14 protein-coding genes are annotated in these 14,318 nt (G+C 61.9%); 8 read left to right on the top strand and 6 right to left on the bottom strand.

Annotated features, from left to right (window positions below; translation table 11 throughout):
- The first annotated feature begins 51 nt into the window (after positions 1 to 51).
- Positions 52 to 1,266, top strand: coding sequence for a diaminopropionate ammonia-lyase (locus RR51_RS10360; RefSeq protein WP_039613430.1), 1,215 nt, complete (start codon positions 52 to 54; stop codon positions 1,264 to 1,266).
- A 149-nt stretch (positions 1,267 to 1,415) separates the two neighbouring features.
- On the opposite strand, the gene RR51_RS10355 is transcribed toward RR51_RS10360, so the two are convergent.
- Both RR51_RS10355 and RR51_RS10350 read right to left on the bottom strand, forming a co-directional pair.
- Positions 1,416 to 2,600 carry an MFS transporter gene (locus RR51_RS10355; protein ID WP_039613429.1) on the bottom strand — a complete coding sequence of 395 codons (1,185 nt, stop codon included), beginning with the start codon at positions 2,598 to 2,600 and terminating at the stop codon, positions 1,416 to 1,418.
- Between the two features lie 238 nt (positions 2,601 to 2,838).
- Positions 2,839 to 3,720 (bottom strand): LysR family transcriptional regulator, encoded by an 882-nt coding sequence (locus RR51_RS10350; RefSeq protein WP_039613428.1) that lies wholly within the window; start codon positions 3,718 to 3,720, stop codon positions 2,839 to 2,841.
- Between the two features lie 170 nt (positions 3,721 to 3,890).
- Here RR51_RS10350 and RR51_RS10345 point away from each other — a divergent pair, with 170 nt between their 5' ends.
- Positions 3,891 to 5,534, top strand: coding sequence for an acetolactate synthase large subunit (locus RR51_RS10345; protein ID WP_013972567.1), 1,644 nt, complete (start codon positions 3,891 to 3,893; stop codon positions 5,532 to 5,534).
- A gap of 134 nt (positions 5,535 to 5,668) precedes the next feature.
- Here the strand turns inward: RR51_RS10345 and RR51_RS10340 are convergent, their stop codons facing one another.
- Both RR51_RS10340 and RR51_RS10335 read right to left on the bottom strand, forming a co-directional pair.
- On the bottom strand, positions 5,669 to 6,991 hold the full coding sequence (locus RR51_RS10340) for an APC family permease (protein ID WP_039613427.1): 1,323 nt from the start codon (positions 6,989 to 6,991) through the stop codon (positions 5,669 to 5,671).
- A 99-nt stretch (positions 6,992 to 7,090) separates the two neighbouring features.
- Positions 7,091 to 7,912, bottom strand: coding sequence for a carbon-nitrogen hydrolase family protein (locus RR51_RS10335; protein WP_039613426.1), 822 nt, complete (start codon positions 7,910 to 7,912; stop codon positions 7,091 to 7,093).
- 162 nt (positions 7,913 to 8,074) lie between these two features.
- Between RR51_RS10335 and RR51_RS10330 the strand changes: the two genes are divergently transcribed.
- Both RR51_RS10330 and RR51_RS10325 read left to right on the top strand, forming a co-directional pair.
- Positions 8,075 to 8,863: a helix-turn-helix transcriptional regulator gene (locus tag RR51_RS10330; RefSeq protein ID WP_015270268.1), complete on the top strand. Its 789-nt coding sequence runs from the start codon at positions 8,075 to 8,077 to the stop codon at positions 8,861 to 8,863.
- Positions 8,864 to 9,071: 208 nt separating this feature from the next.
- Positions 9,072 to 9,713: a dTMP kinase gene (locus tag RR51_RS10325; protein ID WP_039613425.1), complete on the top strand. Its 642-nt coding sequence runs from the start codon at positions 9,072 to 9,074 to the stop codon at positions 9,711 to 9,713.
- An 18-nt stretch (positions 9,714 to 9,731) separates the two neighbouring features.
- Here RR51_RS10325 and RR51_RS10320 read toward each other — a convergent pair whose 3' ends face one another.
- Entirely contained in the window at positions 9,732 to 10,154 is a 423-nt protein-coding gene (locus tag RR51_RS10320; RefSeq protein WP_039613424.1) for a hypothetical protein, read from the bottom strand.
- A 238-nt stretch (positions 10,155 to 10,392) separates the two neighbouring features.
- Between RR51_RS10320 and RR51_RS10315 the strand changes: the two genes are divergently transcribed.
- From RR51_RS10315 to RR51_RS10305, 3 genes are all read left to right on the top strand, one after another.
- A complete protein-coding gene (locus RR51_RS10315; protein WP_003258763.1) occupies positions 10,393 to 10,830 on the top strand; it encodes a YeeE/YedE family protein in 438 nt (145 codons plus the stop codon).
- Between the two features lies 1 nt (position 10,831).
- A complete protein-coding gene (locus tag RR51_RS10310; protein WP_024087109.1) occupies positions 10,832 to 11,251 on the top strand; it encodes a DUF6691 family protein in 420 nt (139 codons plus the stop codon).
- 90 nt (positions 11,252 to 11,341) lie between these two features.
- On the top strand, positions 11,342 to 11,842 hold the full coding sequence (locus tag RR51_RS10305; RefSeq protein WP_039613423.1) for a peroxiredoxin: 501 nt from the start codon (positions 11,342 to 11,344) through the stop codon (positions 11,840 to 11,842).
- Between the two features lie 534 nt (positions 11,843 to 12,376).
- Here RR51_RS10305 and RR51_RS10300 read toward each other — a convergent pair.
- Positions 12,377 to 13,207 (bottom strand): oxidoreductase, encoded by an 831-nt coding sequence (locus RR51_RS10300; protein WP_039613422.1) that lies wholly within the window; start codon positions 13,205 to 13,207, stop codon positions 12,377 to 12,379.
- A gap of 127 nt (positions 13,208 to 13,334) precedes the next feature.
- Here RR51_RS10300 and RR51_RS10295 point away from each other — a divergent pair, with 127 nt between their 5' ends.
- A complete protein-coding gene (locus tag RR51_RS10295) occupies positions 13,335 to 14,225 on the top strand; it encodes a LysR family transcriptional regulator (RefSeq protein WP_039613421.1) in 891 nt (296 codons plus the stop codon).
- The last annotated feature ends 93 nt before the right edge of the window (positions 14,226 to 14,318 follow it).

Raw genomic sequence — 14,318 nt, 5'->3', positions numbered from 1 at the left:
GCCTGGTTTCAGCGGCATGGGCTTCCTGTTGCCTGCAGAAAGGAGTACCGCATGTTTGTTTCCAACCCCAAGGCCGGTCGCCAGCCTTACCCGCAAGCGTTGCAAGAGGTGATGAGCATTGCCAGGGCTGAAGAAAGCCGCCAGTGGCTGGCCGGCTGGGCGCGCTTGAGCGCTGGCGCTACGCCGCTGTACAGCCTGCCTGACCTGGCCGCCGAGCTGGGTGTTGCCCAGGCGTGGGTGAAGGACGAATCGGTGCGCTCGGAACTGGGCAGTTTCAAGGCCCTGGGCGCGCCGATTGCCCTGGTCCGGCTGATCCGGCGTACCTTCCCCGCGCAGCAGTTCGACCCGCGTGGTTTGCTGCAAGGCCAACACGCCGACCTGCTGGCGCAGTTCACCGTGGTCAGCGCCACCGATGGCAACCATGGCAAGGGCCTGGCGGCCGCCGCACAAAGCATCGGCTGCCGCTGCGTGATCGTGCTGCATGCCAACGTCAGCATCGAGCGCGAACAGGCGATTGCGGCCTATGGCGCGCAGATCGTGCGCATTGCCGGCAATTACGACGAGTCGGTCGAGCACGCTGCGGAGCTGGCGACCAGCAATGGCTGGACCGTGGTTTCCGATACCTCCTACGAAGGATACGAAGTGATCCCGCGTGACGTGATGCAGGGCTACGGCACCATCGCTGCGGAAATCATCGAAGCCACTGCTGGGCAACCGCCGTTCACCCACGTGTTCCTGCAGGGTGGGGTGGGTGGCCTGGCGGCCGGTGTCGTCAGCTACCTGTGGGAGCACTACGGCGCACAGCGCCCGCTGTTGGTCATGGTCGAACCGGAGCAGGCGGACTGCCTGTACCAGAGCGCCTTGCTCGGCAAACCGGCCAGGGCGACCGGCTCGGTGGACTCGGTAATGGCAGGCCTGGCGTGCGGCGAGACATCGCCGCTGGCCTGGCGCTTCCTGGAGCCGAGCGTCGATTACTTCATGACCATCAGCGATGACCAAGCTGTGGCCGCCATGCGCCGCCTGGCGGCTGGCAGCGCTCGCGACATTCCGCTGGTGGCCGGTGAGTCCGGCGTCGCCGGCCTGGCCGGGCTTGCCCGCCTGGTAACGGATGCTGGCGCAGCTGCCGACCTGGGTATCGACGGCAACGCCCGCATCCTCTTCATCAGTACCGAAGGCGCCACTGCGCCTGGCATATATGCCGACCTGCTGGGTGAGACAGCCAGCTCGGTACTGGCCCGCCAGCAAGCCTGGCGCGTTGAAGTTTGATTCGGGGGCCGCTTTGCGGCCCTTTCGCGACGCAAGGCCGCTCCCACAAAGATGGCATCGTCCTAGAGGGCAATGCAGAACCTGTAGGAGCGGCCTTGTGTCGCGATAGGGCTGCGCAGCAGCCCCAAAGTTCAGAACCGCATTCGGTCCTAATGCCCGCCCTTCATCCGCCGTGCCACCAGGTAGATCCCCAGCCCGACCAGCGCCGTAGCCGCGCCGATGTAACCGGTGCTGGTCCAGCCCATGCCTGCGGTAATCGCCATGCCACCCAGCCACGGCCCCAGCGCATTGGCCAGGTTGAACGCCGCATGGTTGGACGCCGCCGCCAGGCTTGGCGCTTCATGGGCAATGTCCATCAGGCGGATCTGCAACGGCGCCGCCAGGGCAATCATGGTGCCGACCAGGCCAATGCCCAGCAGCAGGCTCCACAGCGCCTGGGCGGCAAAGCTGAAGAACAGCAGCACGGCAATCGACCACACCAGCACCAGCCCGACGGCGCGGAACTGCAGGCGGTCGAACAGCTTGCCACCGGCGATGTTGCCGACGATGCCGCCGACGCCGAATGCCGCCAGGCCGAATGGAATCCACTGCGGCGACACCTGGGTCACCTGCAACATGGTCGGCGCCAGGTAGCTGAATACACAGAACATGCCGGCAAAGCCGATCGAGGCGATGCCCAGCGCCATCCACACTTGCGGCAGGGTGAAGGCTTGCAGTTCCTTGCGCGGGTCGCTGCGCACTTCATCGTGGCGCTGGGGCACGAAGCGCCAGACCAGGGCGATGGTGCACAGGGCGATCACGCCGACCAGTACGAATGCCGAGCGCCAGCCGAAGTACTGGCCCAGCAAGGTGGCAACCGGGTTGCCGAGCAACATGGCCACGGTCAGCCCCATCATCACCCGGGCCACGGCCCCCGCCCGCTGGTCCTTGGCCACCATGCTCGACGCCACTACCGCCGCGATGCCGAAGTAGGCGCCATGGGGCAGGCCGCTGATGAAGCGGAAGGCGACCAGGCCTCCGAACGAGGGGGCAAAGGCGGTAGCCAGGTTGCCTATCGCATACAGCGCCATCAACAACAGCAGCATGTGCTTGCGCAACAGCCGGGCACCGATGATCGCCAGTGTCGGGGCGCCGACCATCACGCCCAGTGCATAAGCGCTGATGGCATGGCCCACCTGGGGCTCGCTCAATTGCAGGTTGCTGGCGATATCGGGCATCAGGCCCATGATGGCGAACTCGCCGGTGCCAATGGCAAAGCTGCCCAGCGCCATGGCGGCTTCCATCTTCGCGACGGTACTTTTGCTAGGGAGAGGGGGTAATTCCTGAACTGACATCTGGATCCTTGTTGAAACATGCTGAAACGTTCAAGGCGGGATCATAGTCAATCCGTGCTGGTGACGTCGAGGAAGCTGGCCAGCTTCCTGAACCTGCGGCATAAGCAGCACCTGTGGGAGCGGGCATGCCCGCGAAGAATCCAGCGCGGAGGATGGCACCGGCTGCGCCGGTGTTCGCGGGCGCGCCCGCTCCCACAGCAGATCTGCGTAATGACTGTGGCAGCGGAGCAGGGTGGAGTCAGCGCTCCAGGTAATGAGTCTGCGCGGCAAAATCGATGAAGCGCTTGCTGGCCAGCGACAGGTATTCCCCCGAGCGCCAGCACAAGCGGAAGCTCATCTGCTGCGCTGGCTGAAAAGGTACGCCGACGATGCCCGGTGTGCGCTGTTGCACCGAGCGCAGCAGGGTCGCCACGCCCATGTTGTCCAGCGCGGCCTGTACCACCAGCGATACGAAGTTGCTTTGCAGCGCTACCCGGTAGGTGATGCCATGTTCGGCAAAGAACGCATCCAGCAGGTGACGTTGCACGAAGGTGCGGTCGAACACCACCATGTCGGTATTGCGCAGATCCTCGGCTGTGAGGAAGGCCTTGCCAGCATAGGGATGGTCAGGGTGCATGCACGCCAGCATCTCATCGCTGCCCAAGAGGATCGATTCCTTGTCGGGCGGCACGCGCCGGGACTCCAGCAGCGCCAGGTCGATCTCCCGTTGTTCCAGGCGATGGCCAATGTCCTCGGCACTGCCTTCGAACACGGTCATGCCAATACCCGGGTACAGCTGGCGGAAGGCGTTCATCAGGCCGGGCACATAGTGCAGGCCGAACATCGGCGGGATACCCAGGCGCACTTCGCCGCGCTTCAGGTCGGCCATGTCACGCAGTTCTTGCCGCGCCACATCCATTTCGCGCAGGGCCGCTGCGATACGTGGCAGGAAGCGTTCGCCCTCGGCCGTCAGTATCACTTTGCGCGTGGTGCGGTTGAACAGGGTGACGCCCAGTTCTTCTTCCAGGCGGGTAACGGCCATGCTCAGTGCCGGCTGGGCGATATGCAGGTGCTGCGCGGCTTTGGTGAAGCTGCCTTGGCGCACGATCTCGACGCAGCAGCGCAATGCCTTGAGGTTCATTGAGGGGGGTTACCGTTCATAACAAACTGTGATGCCAAGCATCATAACAATATATTTATTATTATTAACCAGAGGGCCTACGATGCGCGCCACTGAGACATCCTGCAACATCTCAGTCACGCAGCTTAATAAATCTGCAATCCCACAAAGATTTTGAGGTAGTACCCCAAATGGCCAAGGCCGCCGATGTCGTTGTGCAATGCCTGGAAAACGAAGGTGTCGAGTATGTGTTCGGCATTCCTGGTGAGGAAAACCTCGACCTGCTCGAATCCCTGCGCAAGTCGAAGATCAAGCTGGTACTTACCCGTCACGAGCAGTCCGCAGGTTTCATGGCTGCCACCTATGGTCGCCTGACCGGCAAGACCGGCGTCAGCCTGTCGACCCTCGGCCCTGGCGCCACCAACCTGGTCACCGCCAGCGCCTACGCCTACCTGGGCGGCATGCCGATGATGATGATCACCGGCCAGAAGCCGATCAAGAAGTCCAAGCAGGGCCGTTTCCAGATCATCGACGTGTGCGGCATGATGGACCCCATCACCAAGTACACCCACCAGTTCGCCTCCGCCGACAACATCCCTTCGCGCATGCGCGAAGCCTTCCGCCTGGCTGAAGAAGAAAAGCCGGGTGCCGTGCACCTGGAGCTGCCGGAAGACATCGCCGCCGAGCAGACCGACGCACTGCCGATCCCGCCAAGCCTGCACCGCCGCCCGTTGGCCGAGCACGTGGCGATCGACGCCGCCGTACAAAAGCTGCTGAACGCCCGTAACCCGATCCTGGTGATCGGCGCCGGCGCCAACCGCAAGATGACCGCCAAGGTCCTCAAGCAGCTGATCGACAAGACCGGTATCCCGTTCATCACCACCCAGATGGGCAAAGGTGTGGTCGACGAGCGCCACCCGCGCTTCCTGGGCAACGCCGCACTGTCGTCGGGTGACTTCGTGCACCGCGCCGTCGAAGCCGCCGACCTGATCGTCAACATCGGCCACGACGTGATCGAGAAGCCGCCGTTCTTCATGGTCCGTGGCGGCACCGAGGTCATCCACATCAACTTCCGCTCCGCCGAAGTCGATGCCGTGTACTTCCCGCAGGTTGAAGTGATCGGCGACATCGCCAACGCCGTATGGCAGATCAGCGAAGCGCTGAACGACACTTCGCACTGGGACTTCACCCGCCTGATGGCGATCCGTGAAGCCAACGAAGCACAGATCGCCGAAGGTGCTGACGACAACCGCTTCCCGGTCTACCCGCAGCGCATGGTCGCCGACATCCGTCGCGTGCTGCCGTCCGAAGGCATCGTTGCCCTGGACAACGGCATCTACAAGATCTGGTTCGCCCGCAACTACAAGGCGCACAAGCCGAACACCGTGCTGCTGGACAACGCCCTGGCGACCATGGGTGCCGGCCTGCCATCGGCCATGGCCGCGCACCTGGTGCACCCGGACCGCCCGGTGATCTCGGTTTGCGGCGACGGCGGCTTCATGATGAACAGCCAGGAGCTGGAGACTGCGGTACGCCTGGGCATGCACATCACCGTGGTGATCCTGCGTGACGACGGCTACGGCATGATCCGCTGGAAGCAGGCGAACATGGGCTTCACCGATTTCGGCCTGGACTACGGCAACCCGGACTTCGTCAAATACGCCGAAGCCTACGGTGCCAACGGCCACCGCGTGGAAAGCGCCGAAGGCCTGCTGCCGCTGCTGGAGCACTGCATCAAGACCCCGGGCGTGCACGTGATCGACTGCCCGGTCGATTACAGCGAGAACGACCGCATCCTCAACAGCGAGCTGCGTGAGCGCGCGCTGGCGGTGTAAGGCCTGACAGGATCGGCGCCACCTCAAGGCTGGCGCCGATCCGACCTGCCTCAGAATCCGCAACCGCAAACACCGGCGCCGCCGGTGCCATCCAGAACATCACTCAAAGCGTCTTACTGACCTGAGTGGACAGCTCAGGCTTCCTCGAAGTGCATCTCCGGGGGCTTGCGCTTGAAACCACGGGTAATCACCGTCAGGTAGAGCACGCCGAGGCAGAGCCAGCCTGCCCCCAGGTAGATCGCCAGGTGATCAAGACTTGCCATCAGCCACAACGTGGATGCAAAGCCCACCAGGGGGAACGCGAGGTACATCAGTAGCGCGTTGGCACCACGCTGCTGCATGGCGACCCAGTAGTGGAAGATCACCGCCAGGTTGACCAGGCTGAACGCGAGAAATGCACCGAAGTTGATGAACGAGGTGGAGGTCGTCACGTCCATGCGCAAGGCAAGCAGGGCGACCACCCCGCACAGGATGATGCTGGGCACCGGCGTGCTGAAGCGTTCGCTCAACCTTCCGAAGAATGACCTGGGCAGCACTCCGTCACGCCCCATCGCATACAGCAGCCGGGAGGCGCTGGCTTGCGCCGACAGGCCAGAAGTGAACTGGCCGACGATCAGCCCCAGCAGGAAGATGCTGACGAAGATGTCGCCACCGATGTTCTGGGCGATTTCATAAGCCGCCGCGTCGGCGTTGGCAAAGTCGGTGGACGGGTGAGCGAGCTGAACGAAGTAGCTGCAGGCGATGAACAGCCCGCCACCGATCAGGGTGATCAGCAGGATGGCTTTCGGGATGTTCTTGCGTGGTTCTCTGGTTTCTTCAGTCAGGGTACTGACCGCGTCGAAGCCCAGGAATGAATAGCAGGCAATCGCCGCACCGCTCATGATCAGCGGCAACTGGGTACCTTCCTTGTAGAACGGCTCGAGTGTCCACAGCGGTACCGTGGGGTCGCCCCAGACATAGTGCACAGCCAGTGCAACGAACGCCGCCAGCACCAGCAGCTGAATGAACATCAACAGGCCATTGACGGTCTTGGCCAGCCGCAGGCCGATCACATTGATCGTTGTGGTGATGCCGATGAATGCCAGCACCCAAATGGCTTGTGGCACGCCCGGGAACGCCGAGTGCAGATAGGCCGCGCCAATGAGCCAGATCGCCATGGGCAGGAACAGGTAGTCGAGCAACACCGCCCAACCGGTGATGAAGCCCAGCTGCGGGCTGATCGATTTGCGCACATAGGTATAGGCGGACCCGGCGACCGGGAAGGCGCGCGCCATGTGGCCGTAGCTCAAGGCGGTAAAGAGCATGGCGATGGCTGCAGCGAGGTAGGCTGCAGGTACCCTCCCTCCCGTGGTCTCGGCCAGGATACCGAATGTGCCCAGGACGATGATGGGGGTCATGTAGGCGATGCCGAAAAGCACCACCGAGCCCAGCGAAAGCGTTCGCTTGAGTGTGGCCATTACTGCTTGCTCCAGCTTGTGATTGTTATTCAGAGTCGAACACGCTGCCGTCCCTGGCGGCCTTGCATTCCAGTAATAGAGCCTGGAAGGGTGGAATTTTCAGGAGGGGATGATCAGTTCGCGAAGACCGTTGGCGTGCTCGACCTGTTCACCCGGCAGCTGGATGCGGCGCTGGGCGATGTAGGTGTAATCGCGCCGTGACTGCTGCAGTTGGTCCATGGCCAGCTCGACGGTTATCCGGCACTCGCCACGGCCGGCTTCGCACAGCAACTGGCCGTACGGGTCGACGACGGCACTGCCGCCGGCGAAGACCAGGCCGCCATCACCATCACCCACGCGGTTGACCATGACCGCAAAGGCCTGGTTTTCCATGGCGCGTGCGGTGATGGCGGTTCTGTGGGTGGGCCCGTACGGGTCCATGTTGCCATTGGTGATGATGATCAGTTCTGCGCCCAGCTGCCCCAGGGCACGGGCGGTTTCCGGGAACTCGATGTCAAAGCAGATCAGCAGGCCGACACGGATGCCTTTGAACAGGGCTGTCGCAAAACGGTCGCCTGGGGTGAAAACCCCGCAGTCCGATGCCCAAAGGTGGGTTTTGCGATAGGTGAGCGCTACGCCTTCAGGCGTGACCAGCACGGTGGTGTTGTAGAAACGACCGTCGTCTGCGGCTTCGGCCATCCCGACGACCACGGCAACATTCCGCGCTTGTGCGGCCTGTTGGACTGCCGTGATGCTCGGGCCACCCAGTGGCTCGGCGATGCGGCCGATGTTTTCTTCGGTTGGGAAGCCCATCAGCTGGGTTTCCGGGAAGACCAGCAGATCGGTATCGGCGCCGCAGTTGCCGATCGCCTCGATGGTACGCTGCAGGTTGTACGCGGTATCGCCATCGCGACCGGCCAGTTGGACAAGCTCTACCTTCATTTCCAATCCTCGACTAACAGCTTCGACCGCCATGCCCTGGCGGCATGAGGTGTAAAAAACGATCCCGGTACAGGTTCGCTCAGCGTAAGCTAGCCCGGATTATGGGGTGGTCATCATGGCGGGGGGTATTACGCCCACGTGGTAACCCAACAGGGGTAGAGGATGAATTTTACGCTGCACGACATCGCCTGGCACCGATCGGTAGGCCAATTGATCGAAACCCTCGACAAGGACCACTTCTGGACAGCCTTGGTGCGGTTGCTGAACGAGTACGTTGCCTGCGACAGCTGGGTTGCGCTGCTGTTTTCCGCAGGGCGCCCGCAGGTGTTCGCCGAATGCCCCAGTGCAGACGGCAACCCTGACCCGCTGTTCCAGGACTACCTGAAGGGCTTGTACCTGCTGGACCCTTTCTACGTGGCCAGCCGAGAATCCGGGGGAACTGGCCTGGTACGCCTGTCGGATGTGGCCCCTGAGTGTTTCGAGCAGACGGACTACTACCAGCGCTATTTCCGACTTAACGTGGTTGCCGATGAAATTCAGTTCAACGTGCAGCTGGATGCGCAGCGCACGCTGTGCCTGTCGTTGGGTAGCAAGCGCCGGTTCAGCATCGAACAGGTCACCCTGCTTGAACTGTTGCGGCCGTGGGTCACTGCGCTGATGCGCCAGCGGATGACGTTCGAGCGGGAGTTGCTGGAAGAGGCCACCAAGCCTGCGCCGCACTGGCAAAGCCGCATGGAGGACAGGGTCGAGCAGATGGAGTCGCCGCTGACCGGGCGTGAGCTGGAGGTGGGGCGGCTGATGCTGAGCGGGTGTTCCAGCAAAGAAATTGCGCGCAAGCTTGAAATCTCCGTGGAGACAGTGAAAGTGCACCGCAAGCATATGTACAGCAAGTTGGGTATCAAATCGCAGTCGGAGCTTTTTTCGCTGTTTCTTCAGGCCCAGCTGGGTTGATTCCAGCCAACTGCATGCCCCCTCACATGGGACTGCACATGACTTGTTGCCTTGGCAGGGATTCTGTGGGAGCGGGTTTACCCGCGAACACCGGCATAGCCGGTGCCATCCACCGCGTCGCCTGCTTCGCGGGCATGCCCGCTCCCACAAAGACCGTGGCTGGCACACAGGCCAGCGCTGCATCTTCAGATTCGACTGGTAATGAAAAATGACCCGCCCGCTGTTTGTTTCCATCGATGGGCCCAAGGGCACCGGCAAGACCACGCTTCTGGAGGCGGTTACCAAGGCCTTGCGGGCTGACAACAAGAAAGTGATCCGGCTTTGCGAGAAAAAAAGCGACCCCTACCGGGGGGAAACCATGGCCCTTGTCAATCAACTGGTCAGAAACCCCTCCCGGGACCTGGAGTTGAGGGTATGCGAGCGCTTCGCCGAAAGCCGTGCCTGGATTTCCCGAAACGTGCTGCCCAGGCAGCCAGCGGGCAGCATCATCCTGATCGATCGCTGGTACCCGTCTGATGCCGCATTTCGCCGCAGCGTGGCGTTCGACGAGATCCTGCGCCTGAACCTCGAGCGAAATGTACAAGTGCCCGATTTGCATGTCGGGGTCGTCACGGCCCCCGATACTTCATGGGCAAGAGCCGCGGCTCGGACGCGCGGGCTGGGCAGTACGGTGATCCATAGCCTGGACGAGCAGGTTGCCTGTACCGAGGCGTTCGAGCGTGCGGTTGCGGAACACGGCTGGGTATTGTGCCGTAATGAAGGGGCCATCGAGGATGCAACGCGTCAGATAGTGGCCGAGATCGATGGCGTGCTTCGACCACGCCATCGACCGCAGTGCGATCAGTGCTGAAACAACAGCAAGTACTGGTTACTGCTTCATGGGCATATTCATCATCGACGACTGCTGATCCATCATCTTCATCATCATGTCCATCATTCCGTCGCCCATACCCATGCCACCCTTGGCTCCCGACATTCCCATGCCCGAACCCATGCAGCCCGCAGCATGTTGCTGGTGCAGCATGGCCATGCTCTCCTTCATTGTCTTCATGCCCTCGCGCATGGCGGCCTGGCGCTCGGCAGGGGTCTTCGCGGCTGCGGCTTTGTCATGAGCAACCTGCATCTTGTGCATTTGCTCGCTCATCGCCTTGTGCATGGGCGACTCGGAAGTTGTACTGGCGGCTGGGGCGCTGGTGGAGGCGTCGCCAGCCTGATTTTTGTCTTCGGCATGCGCCATGAGTGCACTACCGGCCAGAACAACAGCAAGAACCAACTTCAATTGCGTTTGCATGGCGAACTCCACTTTTATGGATATATACGACGTGCCTTGAGGCCTTGGTATGCCTGGATGATTGCAGTGTAGGCAGCCATCTGGTCGCGAATTTGACCTGCATCAAACAAATGCAGCTTCATGCACTTTGAATAGGCTGGCTAATCTCATTGAAATTGTCGGCATAGGGTCGTGATATTCTTCAACTTTCTTACTGAACCGTTAATTGTTCTCTTGTTCCTGTTCCGGGAGAAATACGATGGCAATTGATTGGCTGGCCTTTACACCATGGTCCGCGCTGGCCGGTGGTGTGTTGATCGGGCTGGGGGCTGGGCTGTTCGCCGTGGTGAATGGCCGTATTGCAGGAATCAGTGGTTTGCTCGGTTCGATGCTGCAGCGAGGCGGGGAAGGGCGCAGAGAAAAGCTTGCCTTTCTTTTGGGGCTGCTGGCAGCCCCGTTGCTTTGGGGGATATTTGCCACGCTGCCGTCAGCCCGTTTCACCACGGCATCCTGGACACTTATCGCGGCGGGCCTTCTGGTAGGGCTGGGGACGCGCTACGGCAGCGGTTGTACCAGCGGCCACGGCGTCTGTGGCCTGTCGCGCCTGTCACCCCGTTCGGCGGTGGCAACGCTGTGCTTCATGGCTACCGGTTTTGCCACGGTGTATGTGGTCCGCCATCTCGTACAAGGGGCCTGACATGCCAGTGTTCAGTGGTTTCATCGCCGGGCTGCTGTTCGGCGTGGGGTTGTTGCTTGCAGGCATGGCCGACCCTGCCAAGGTGCTCGGTTTCCTCGACATTGCCGGGCAATGGGACCCTTCATTGGCGCTGGTGATGATCGGGGCGATTGCCGCAGCATGGATACCGATGCGCTGGGCGAGCGGTCATCCAACGGCCCTGCTGGGTGGGGCGATGCAATTGCCTGGCCGACGTGATGTGGACCGCCGCCTTATCGGCGGCAGCCTGGTATTCGGCATTGGCTGGGGGCTTGCGGGCATCTGCCCGGGGCCGGCCCTGGTGCTGCTGCCTGCAGGGTACTGGCAGGCCTGGCTGTTCGTAGCTGCGATGCTGGTTGGCATGGGGTTGTTCCAGTGGCTTGAGGCGCGTCGTGGTAGCTGACATCCAGCTTTCCAGCCCAGACCGCTGTATGTACGCACCTTGGTGGATGCTGCATCATGCCAGGCCATTTACCGCCCCACGGAGAAAACGATGATCAAGACCGGCGATACACTGCCCGACGTAACGCTTTACCAGTACAGCAACGGCGAGGGCGGCTGTGCAATCGGCCCGAACGCGTTTTCCCTGCACGAGCGCTGCAAGCAGAAAAAAGTGGTGATCTTCGGCTTGCCTGGTGCCTTCACGCCTACCTGTTCGCAGCGGCATGTACCGGGCTACGTGGCCGCGGCCCAGGACCTGTTCGCTGCCGGGGTTGCCGAAATTCTCTGTGTTTCGGTCAATGATGCATTCGTCATGAATGCCTGGGGCGCGAGCCTGCAGGTGGGCGAGGCGGTCAGGATGATTGGCGATGGCAATGGTGAATTCAGCGAGGCGCTGGGCCTGATCCAGGACCTATCGGCACGCGGCATGGGTCGGCGTTCGCAACGCTATGCCATGTTGGTCGACGACTTGGTGGTCAGGCACATTGCGGTCGAAGCACCCGGCAAGTTCGAGTGCAGCGACGCTGCGAGCATGTTGGCCTTGCTGCGTTAGTTCGTGAGCACTGAAGGCATGCGCTGTCTCGCTGAAAACTGAGCATGCGGGTGTTTCGCGTACCGCTGTGGGAGCGGGTTTACCCGCGAAGAATCCAATGCGGTGCTTGGCACCGGCTTCGCCGGTGTTCGCGGGTGAACCCGCTCCCACAGGGCCCTGCTAAATCAATGATTCATGTGTTGTTCTATGAGAACGGGTACTAAATAGGCCCATCAACCTCCGCTGGGCGCCTCACTCCGGGATGGCTTCAACTGAACCCCCTCCCAACGGGCAATCACCAGTGGTGCGATTGCATTGCCTAGCACGTTCAGCGTGGTAGTCCCGCTTTCAATCACTCGGAAGATGCCTGCGCTACGATCGCTCGTCATTTGGTGGGCGCCAGGTCGACCGCTTCATTGGCCTGGTTCACCCTGCAAACGTTGCCTTGAGCGTGCAGGTTACGCTCTTGGTCCAGCTGATTGTCGAGGCGGCTGTTCAATGCCACTGACAACCTGAACCGGCGCCCCCGGTTCAGGTTTGGCACGCCAGCGACGGCTACGCGGCAAAGTCGGTAGAGAGCGACAGGTCCCGCCACTGGGCCAGCTCTTGCTCTACCGCGCTGTTCTTGGCCTCGATGCGCGCGACGGCGTCGCTGCCCAGCGCCAGGCGCAGTGGTGGGTTTGTTGCATTGGCCAGGGCCAGCAGGGCTTCGGCCAGCTTCGCAGGGTTGCCGGGCTGGGCATGGTTGGCCGCCTCGGCGTGGTGGCGCATGACGCCGACGGTGGCTGCGTAGTCAGGCAGCTCCAAGGCTGTCTTCACCAGCGATTGGTCATCCAGGAAGTCGGTACGGAAGAAGCCCGGCTCGACCACGGTCACCTTGATCCCCAAGGGGGCCAGCTCCTGATGCATCGCTTCGCTGATGCCTTCGACCGCGAACTTGGTCGAACCGTACACCCCCCAGCCCATGTAGGCCTGGTAGCCGCCGAGCGACGAGATGTTGATCACGTGGCCGCTGCGTTGGCGACGCATGTGGGGCAGTACGGCGCGGGTTACGTTGAGCAGCCCGAAAACGTTGGTGGCGAACAGCCGTTCGGTTTCGCTGGCGCTGGTTTCTTCTACCGCGCCGAGCACGCCATAACCGGCATTGTTGACCAGCACGTCGATTTGCCCGAAATGCTTGATGCCAGCAGCGACCGCCGCATGGGCGTCCTCTTCGCGGGTCACATCCAGGCGCACGGCCAACAGGTTCGGGTGCCGGCCAAGGCGAGCCTCGATGTCTTCCGGGTTACGCGCCGTTGCGATGACGGCGTCACCCGCTGCCAGGGCCTGTTGGGCGATCAGGGTGCCGAAACCGCGGGAAGCGCCAGTAATGAGCCAGGTACGCATGTCAACTCCTCCTGTATCCGACCCTGCACCATGCGGGCCTTCTCGATGAGTTGAGCGAACTTTAAAATCTGCGGATTGCTGTGATAATCCCATGAATATTACATAGGCCTTTGAGTAGATTTCAGTAATGAAGCCAACCAGCACCGCCGACCTGTCCCTGTTCCTGTACATTGCCCGCCACCTGAACTTCAGCCGCGCGGCAGTCGAGCTGGGCCTTACGCCCTCGGCCCTGAGCCATGCGCTGCGGGCTCTGGAAACCCGTCTTGATGTTCGCCTGTTCAACCGCACCACGCGCAGTGTGGCGCTTACCGAGGCCGGGGAGCGTCTTTACCAGAGGCTGCAACCGGCCTTTCGGGACATCGCCGACGCGCTGGAGGACCTCAACAACTTCCGCGACAAACCGTCAGGCAACCTGCGTATCACTGCCGGGCGCGCCGCAGTAGAGCTCGCGCTACTGCCACTGGCCAATCGCTTTCTGCTGGCGTATCCGGATATACGCCTGGAAATCGTCAGTGACGATGCGCTGGTGGACATGGTGGGCACCGGCTTTGACGCTGGCGTGCGCCTGGGGGAGCGACTCCAGGCGGACATGGTTTCGCTGCCCATCGGCCCTTACCTTCGTTCGGTGGTGGTAGCGGCGCCCGCGTTTTTTGATCGATATCCTGTTCCACAGCACCCGCAAGACTTGAAGCAACTACCTTGCATCGGGCACCGCTTCCCTGGTGGCGCACTTTATCGATGGGAGTTCGAGCGCGGGGGTGTGCAACTGGAGGTCGATGTCCAGGGGCCCTTGGTATTGGGTGACGTCAGCCTGATGCTGGCGCCTGCCTTGCAAGGGCTCGGCCTGGCCTACGTGTTCGAAGACATGGCCAAGGAGCACCTGGAGCGTGGCCATTTGCAGCAGGTGCTGGAGGACTGGTGTCACTACTACCCGGGGCTGTATCTGTACTACCCGAGCCGCCGCCAGGTGCCTGCGGCGTTGAGGGCCTTCATCGAGTTCGTACGGGAGCAGCGCTAGCGTGAGCGTGGCTTTTGGAGGCAGGTAGGGAAGGGCTAAACTGGCGCCAGTTCCAGACGTTCGCTTTGCCGTTGCTGCCTGCATACCCCGGAG

The sequence above is a fragment of the Pseudomonas sp. C5pp genome, from assembly GCF_000814065.1.
GTDB lineage: Bacteria > Pseudomonadota > Gammaproteobacteria > Pseudomonadales > Pseudomonadaceae > Aquipseudomonas > Aquipseudomonas asiatica.
Note: the sequence above shows the minus strand (reverse complement) of the source record. Positions and strands in the feature narration are given on the sequence as shown.

Excerpts from the sequence above, each read along its gene's own strand:
- RR51_RS10360 (WP_039613430.1), top strand. The coding sequence starts at position 52 with ATGTTTGTTTCCAACCCCAAGGCCGGTCGCCAGCCTTACCCGCAAGCG.
- RR51_RS10355 (WP_039613429.1), bottom strand. The coding sequence starts at position 2,600 with ATGTCAGTTCAGGAATTACCCCCTCTCCCTAGCAAAAGTACCGTCGCG.
- RR51_RS10350 (WP_039613428.1), bottom strand. The coding sequence starts at position 3,720 with ATGAACCTCAAGGCATTGCGCTGCTGCGTCGAGATCGTGCGCCAAGGC.
- RR51_RS10345 (WP_013972567.1), top strand. The coding sequence starts at position 3,891 with ATGGCCAAGGCCGCCGATGTCGTTGTGCAATGCCTGGAAAACGAAGGT.
- RR51_RS10340 (WP_039613427.1), bottom strand. The coding sequence starts at position 6,991 with ATGGCCACACTCAAGCGAACGCTTTCGCTGGGCTCGGTGGTGCTTTTC.
- RR51_RS10335 (WP_039613426.1), bottom strand. The coding sequence starts at position 7,912 with ATGAAGGTAGAGCTTGTCCAACTGGCCGGTCGCGATGGCGATACCGCG.
- RR51_RS10330 (WP_015270268.1), top strand. The coding sequence starts at position 8,075 with ATGAATTTTACGCTGCACGACATCGCCTGGCACCGATCGGTAGGCCAA.
- RR51_RS10325 (WP_039613425.1), top strand. The coding sequence starts at position 9,072 with ATGACCCGCCCGCTGTTTGTTTCCATCGATGGGCCCAAGGGCACCGGC.
- RR51_RS10320 (WP_039613424.1), bottom strand. The coding sequence starts at position 10,154 with ATGCAAACGCAATTGAAGTTGGTTCTTGCTGTTGTTCTGGCCGGTAGT.
- RR51_RS10315 (WP_003258763.1), top strand. The coding sequence starts at position 10,393 with ATGGCAATTGATTGGCTGGCCTTTACACCATGGTCCGCGCTGGCCGGT.
- RR51_RS10310 (WP_024087109.1), top strand. The coding sequence starts at position 10,832 with ATGCCAGTGTTCAGTGGTTTCATCGCCGGGCTGCTGTTCGGCGTGGGG.
- RR51_RS10305 (WP_039613423.1), top strand. The coding sequence starts at position 11,342 with ATGATCAAGACCGGCGATACACTGCCCGACGTAACGCTTTACCAGTAC.
- RR51_RS10300 (WP_039613422.1), bottom strand. The coding sequence starts at position 13,207 with ATGCGTACCTGGCTCATTACTGGCGCTTCCCGCGGTTTCGGCACCCTG.
- RR51_RS10295 (WP_039613421.1), top strand. The coding sequence starts at position 13,335 with ATGAAGCCAACCAGCACCGCCGACCTGTCCCTGTTCCTGTACATTGCC.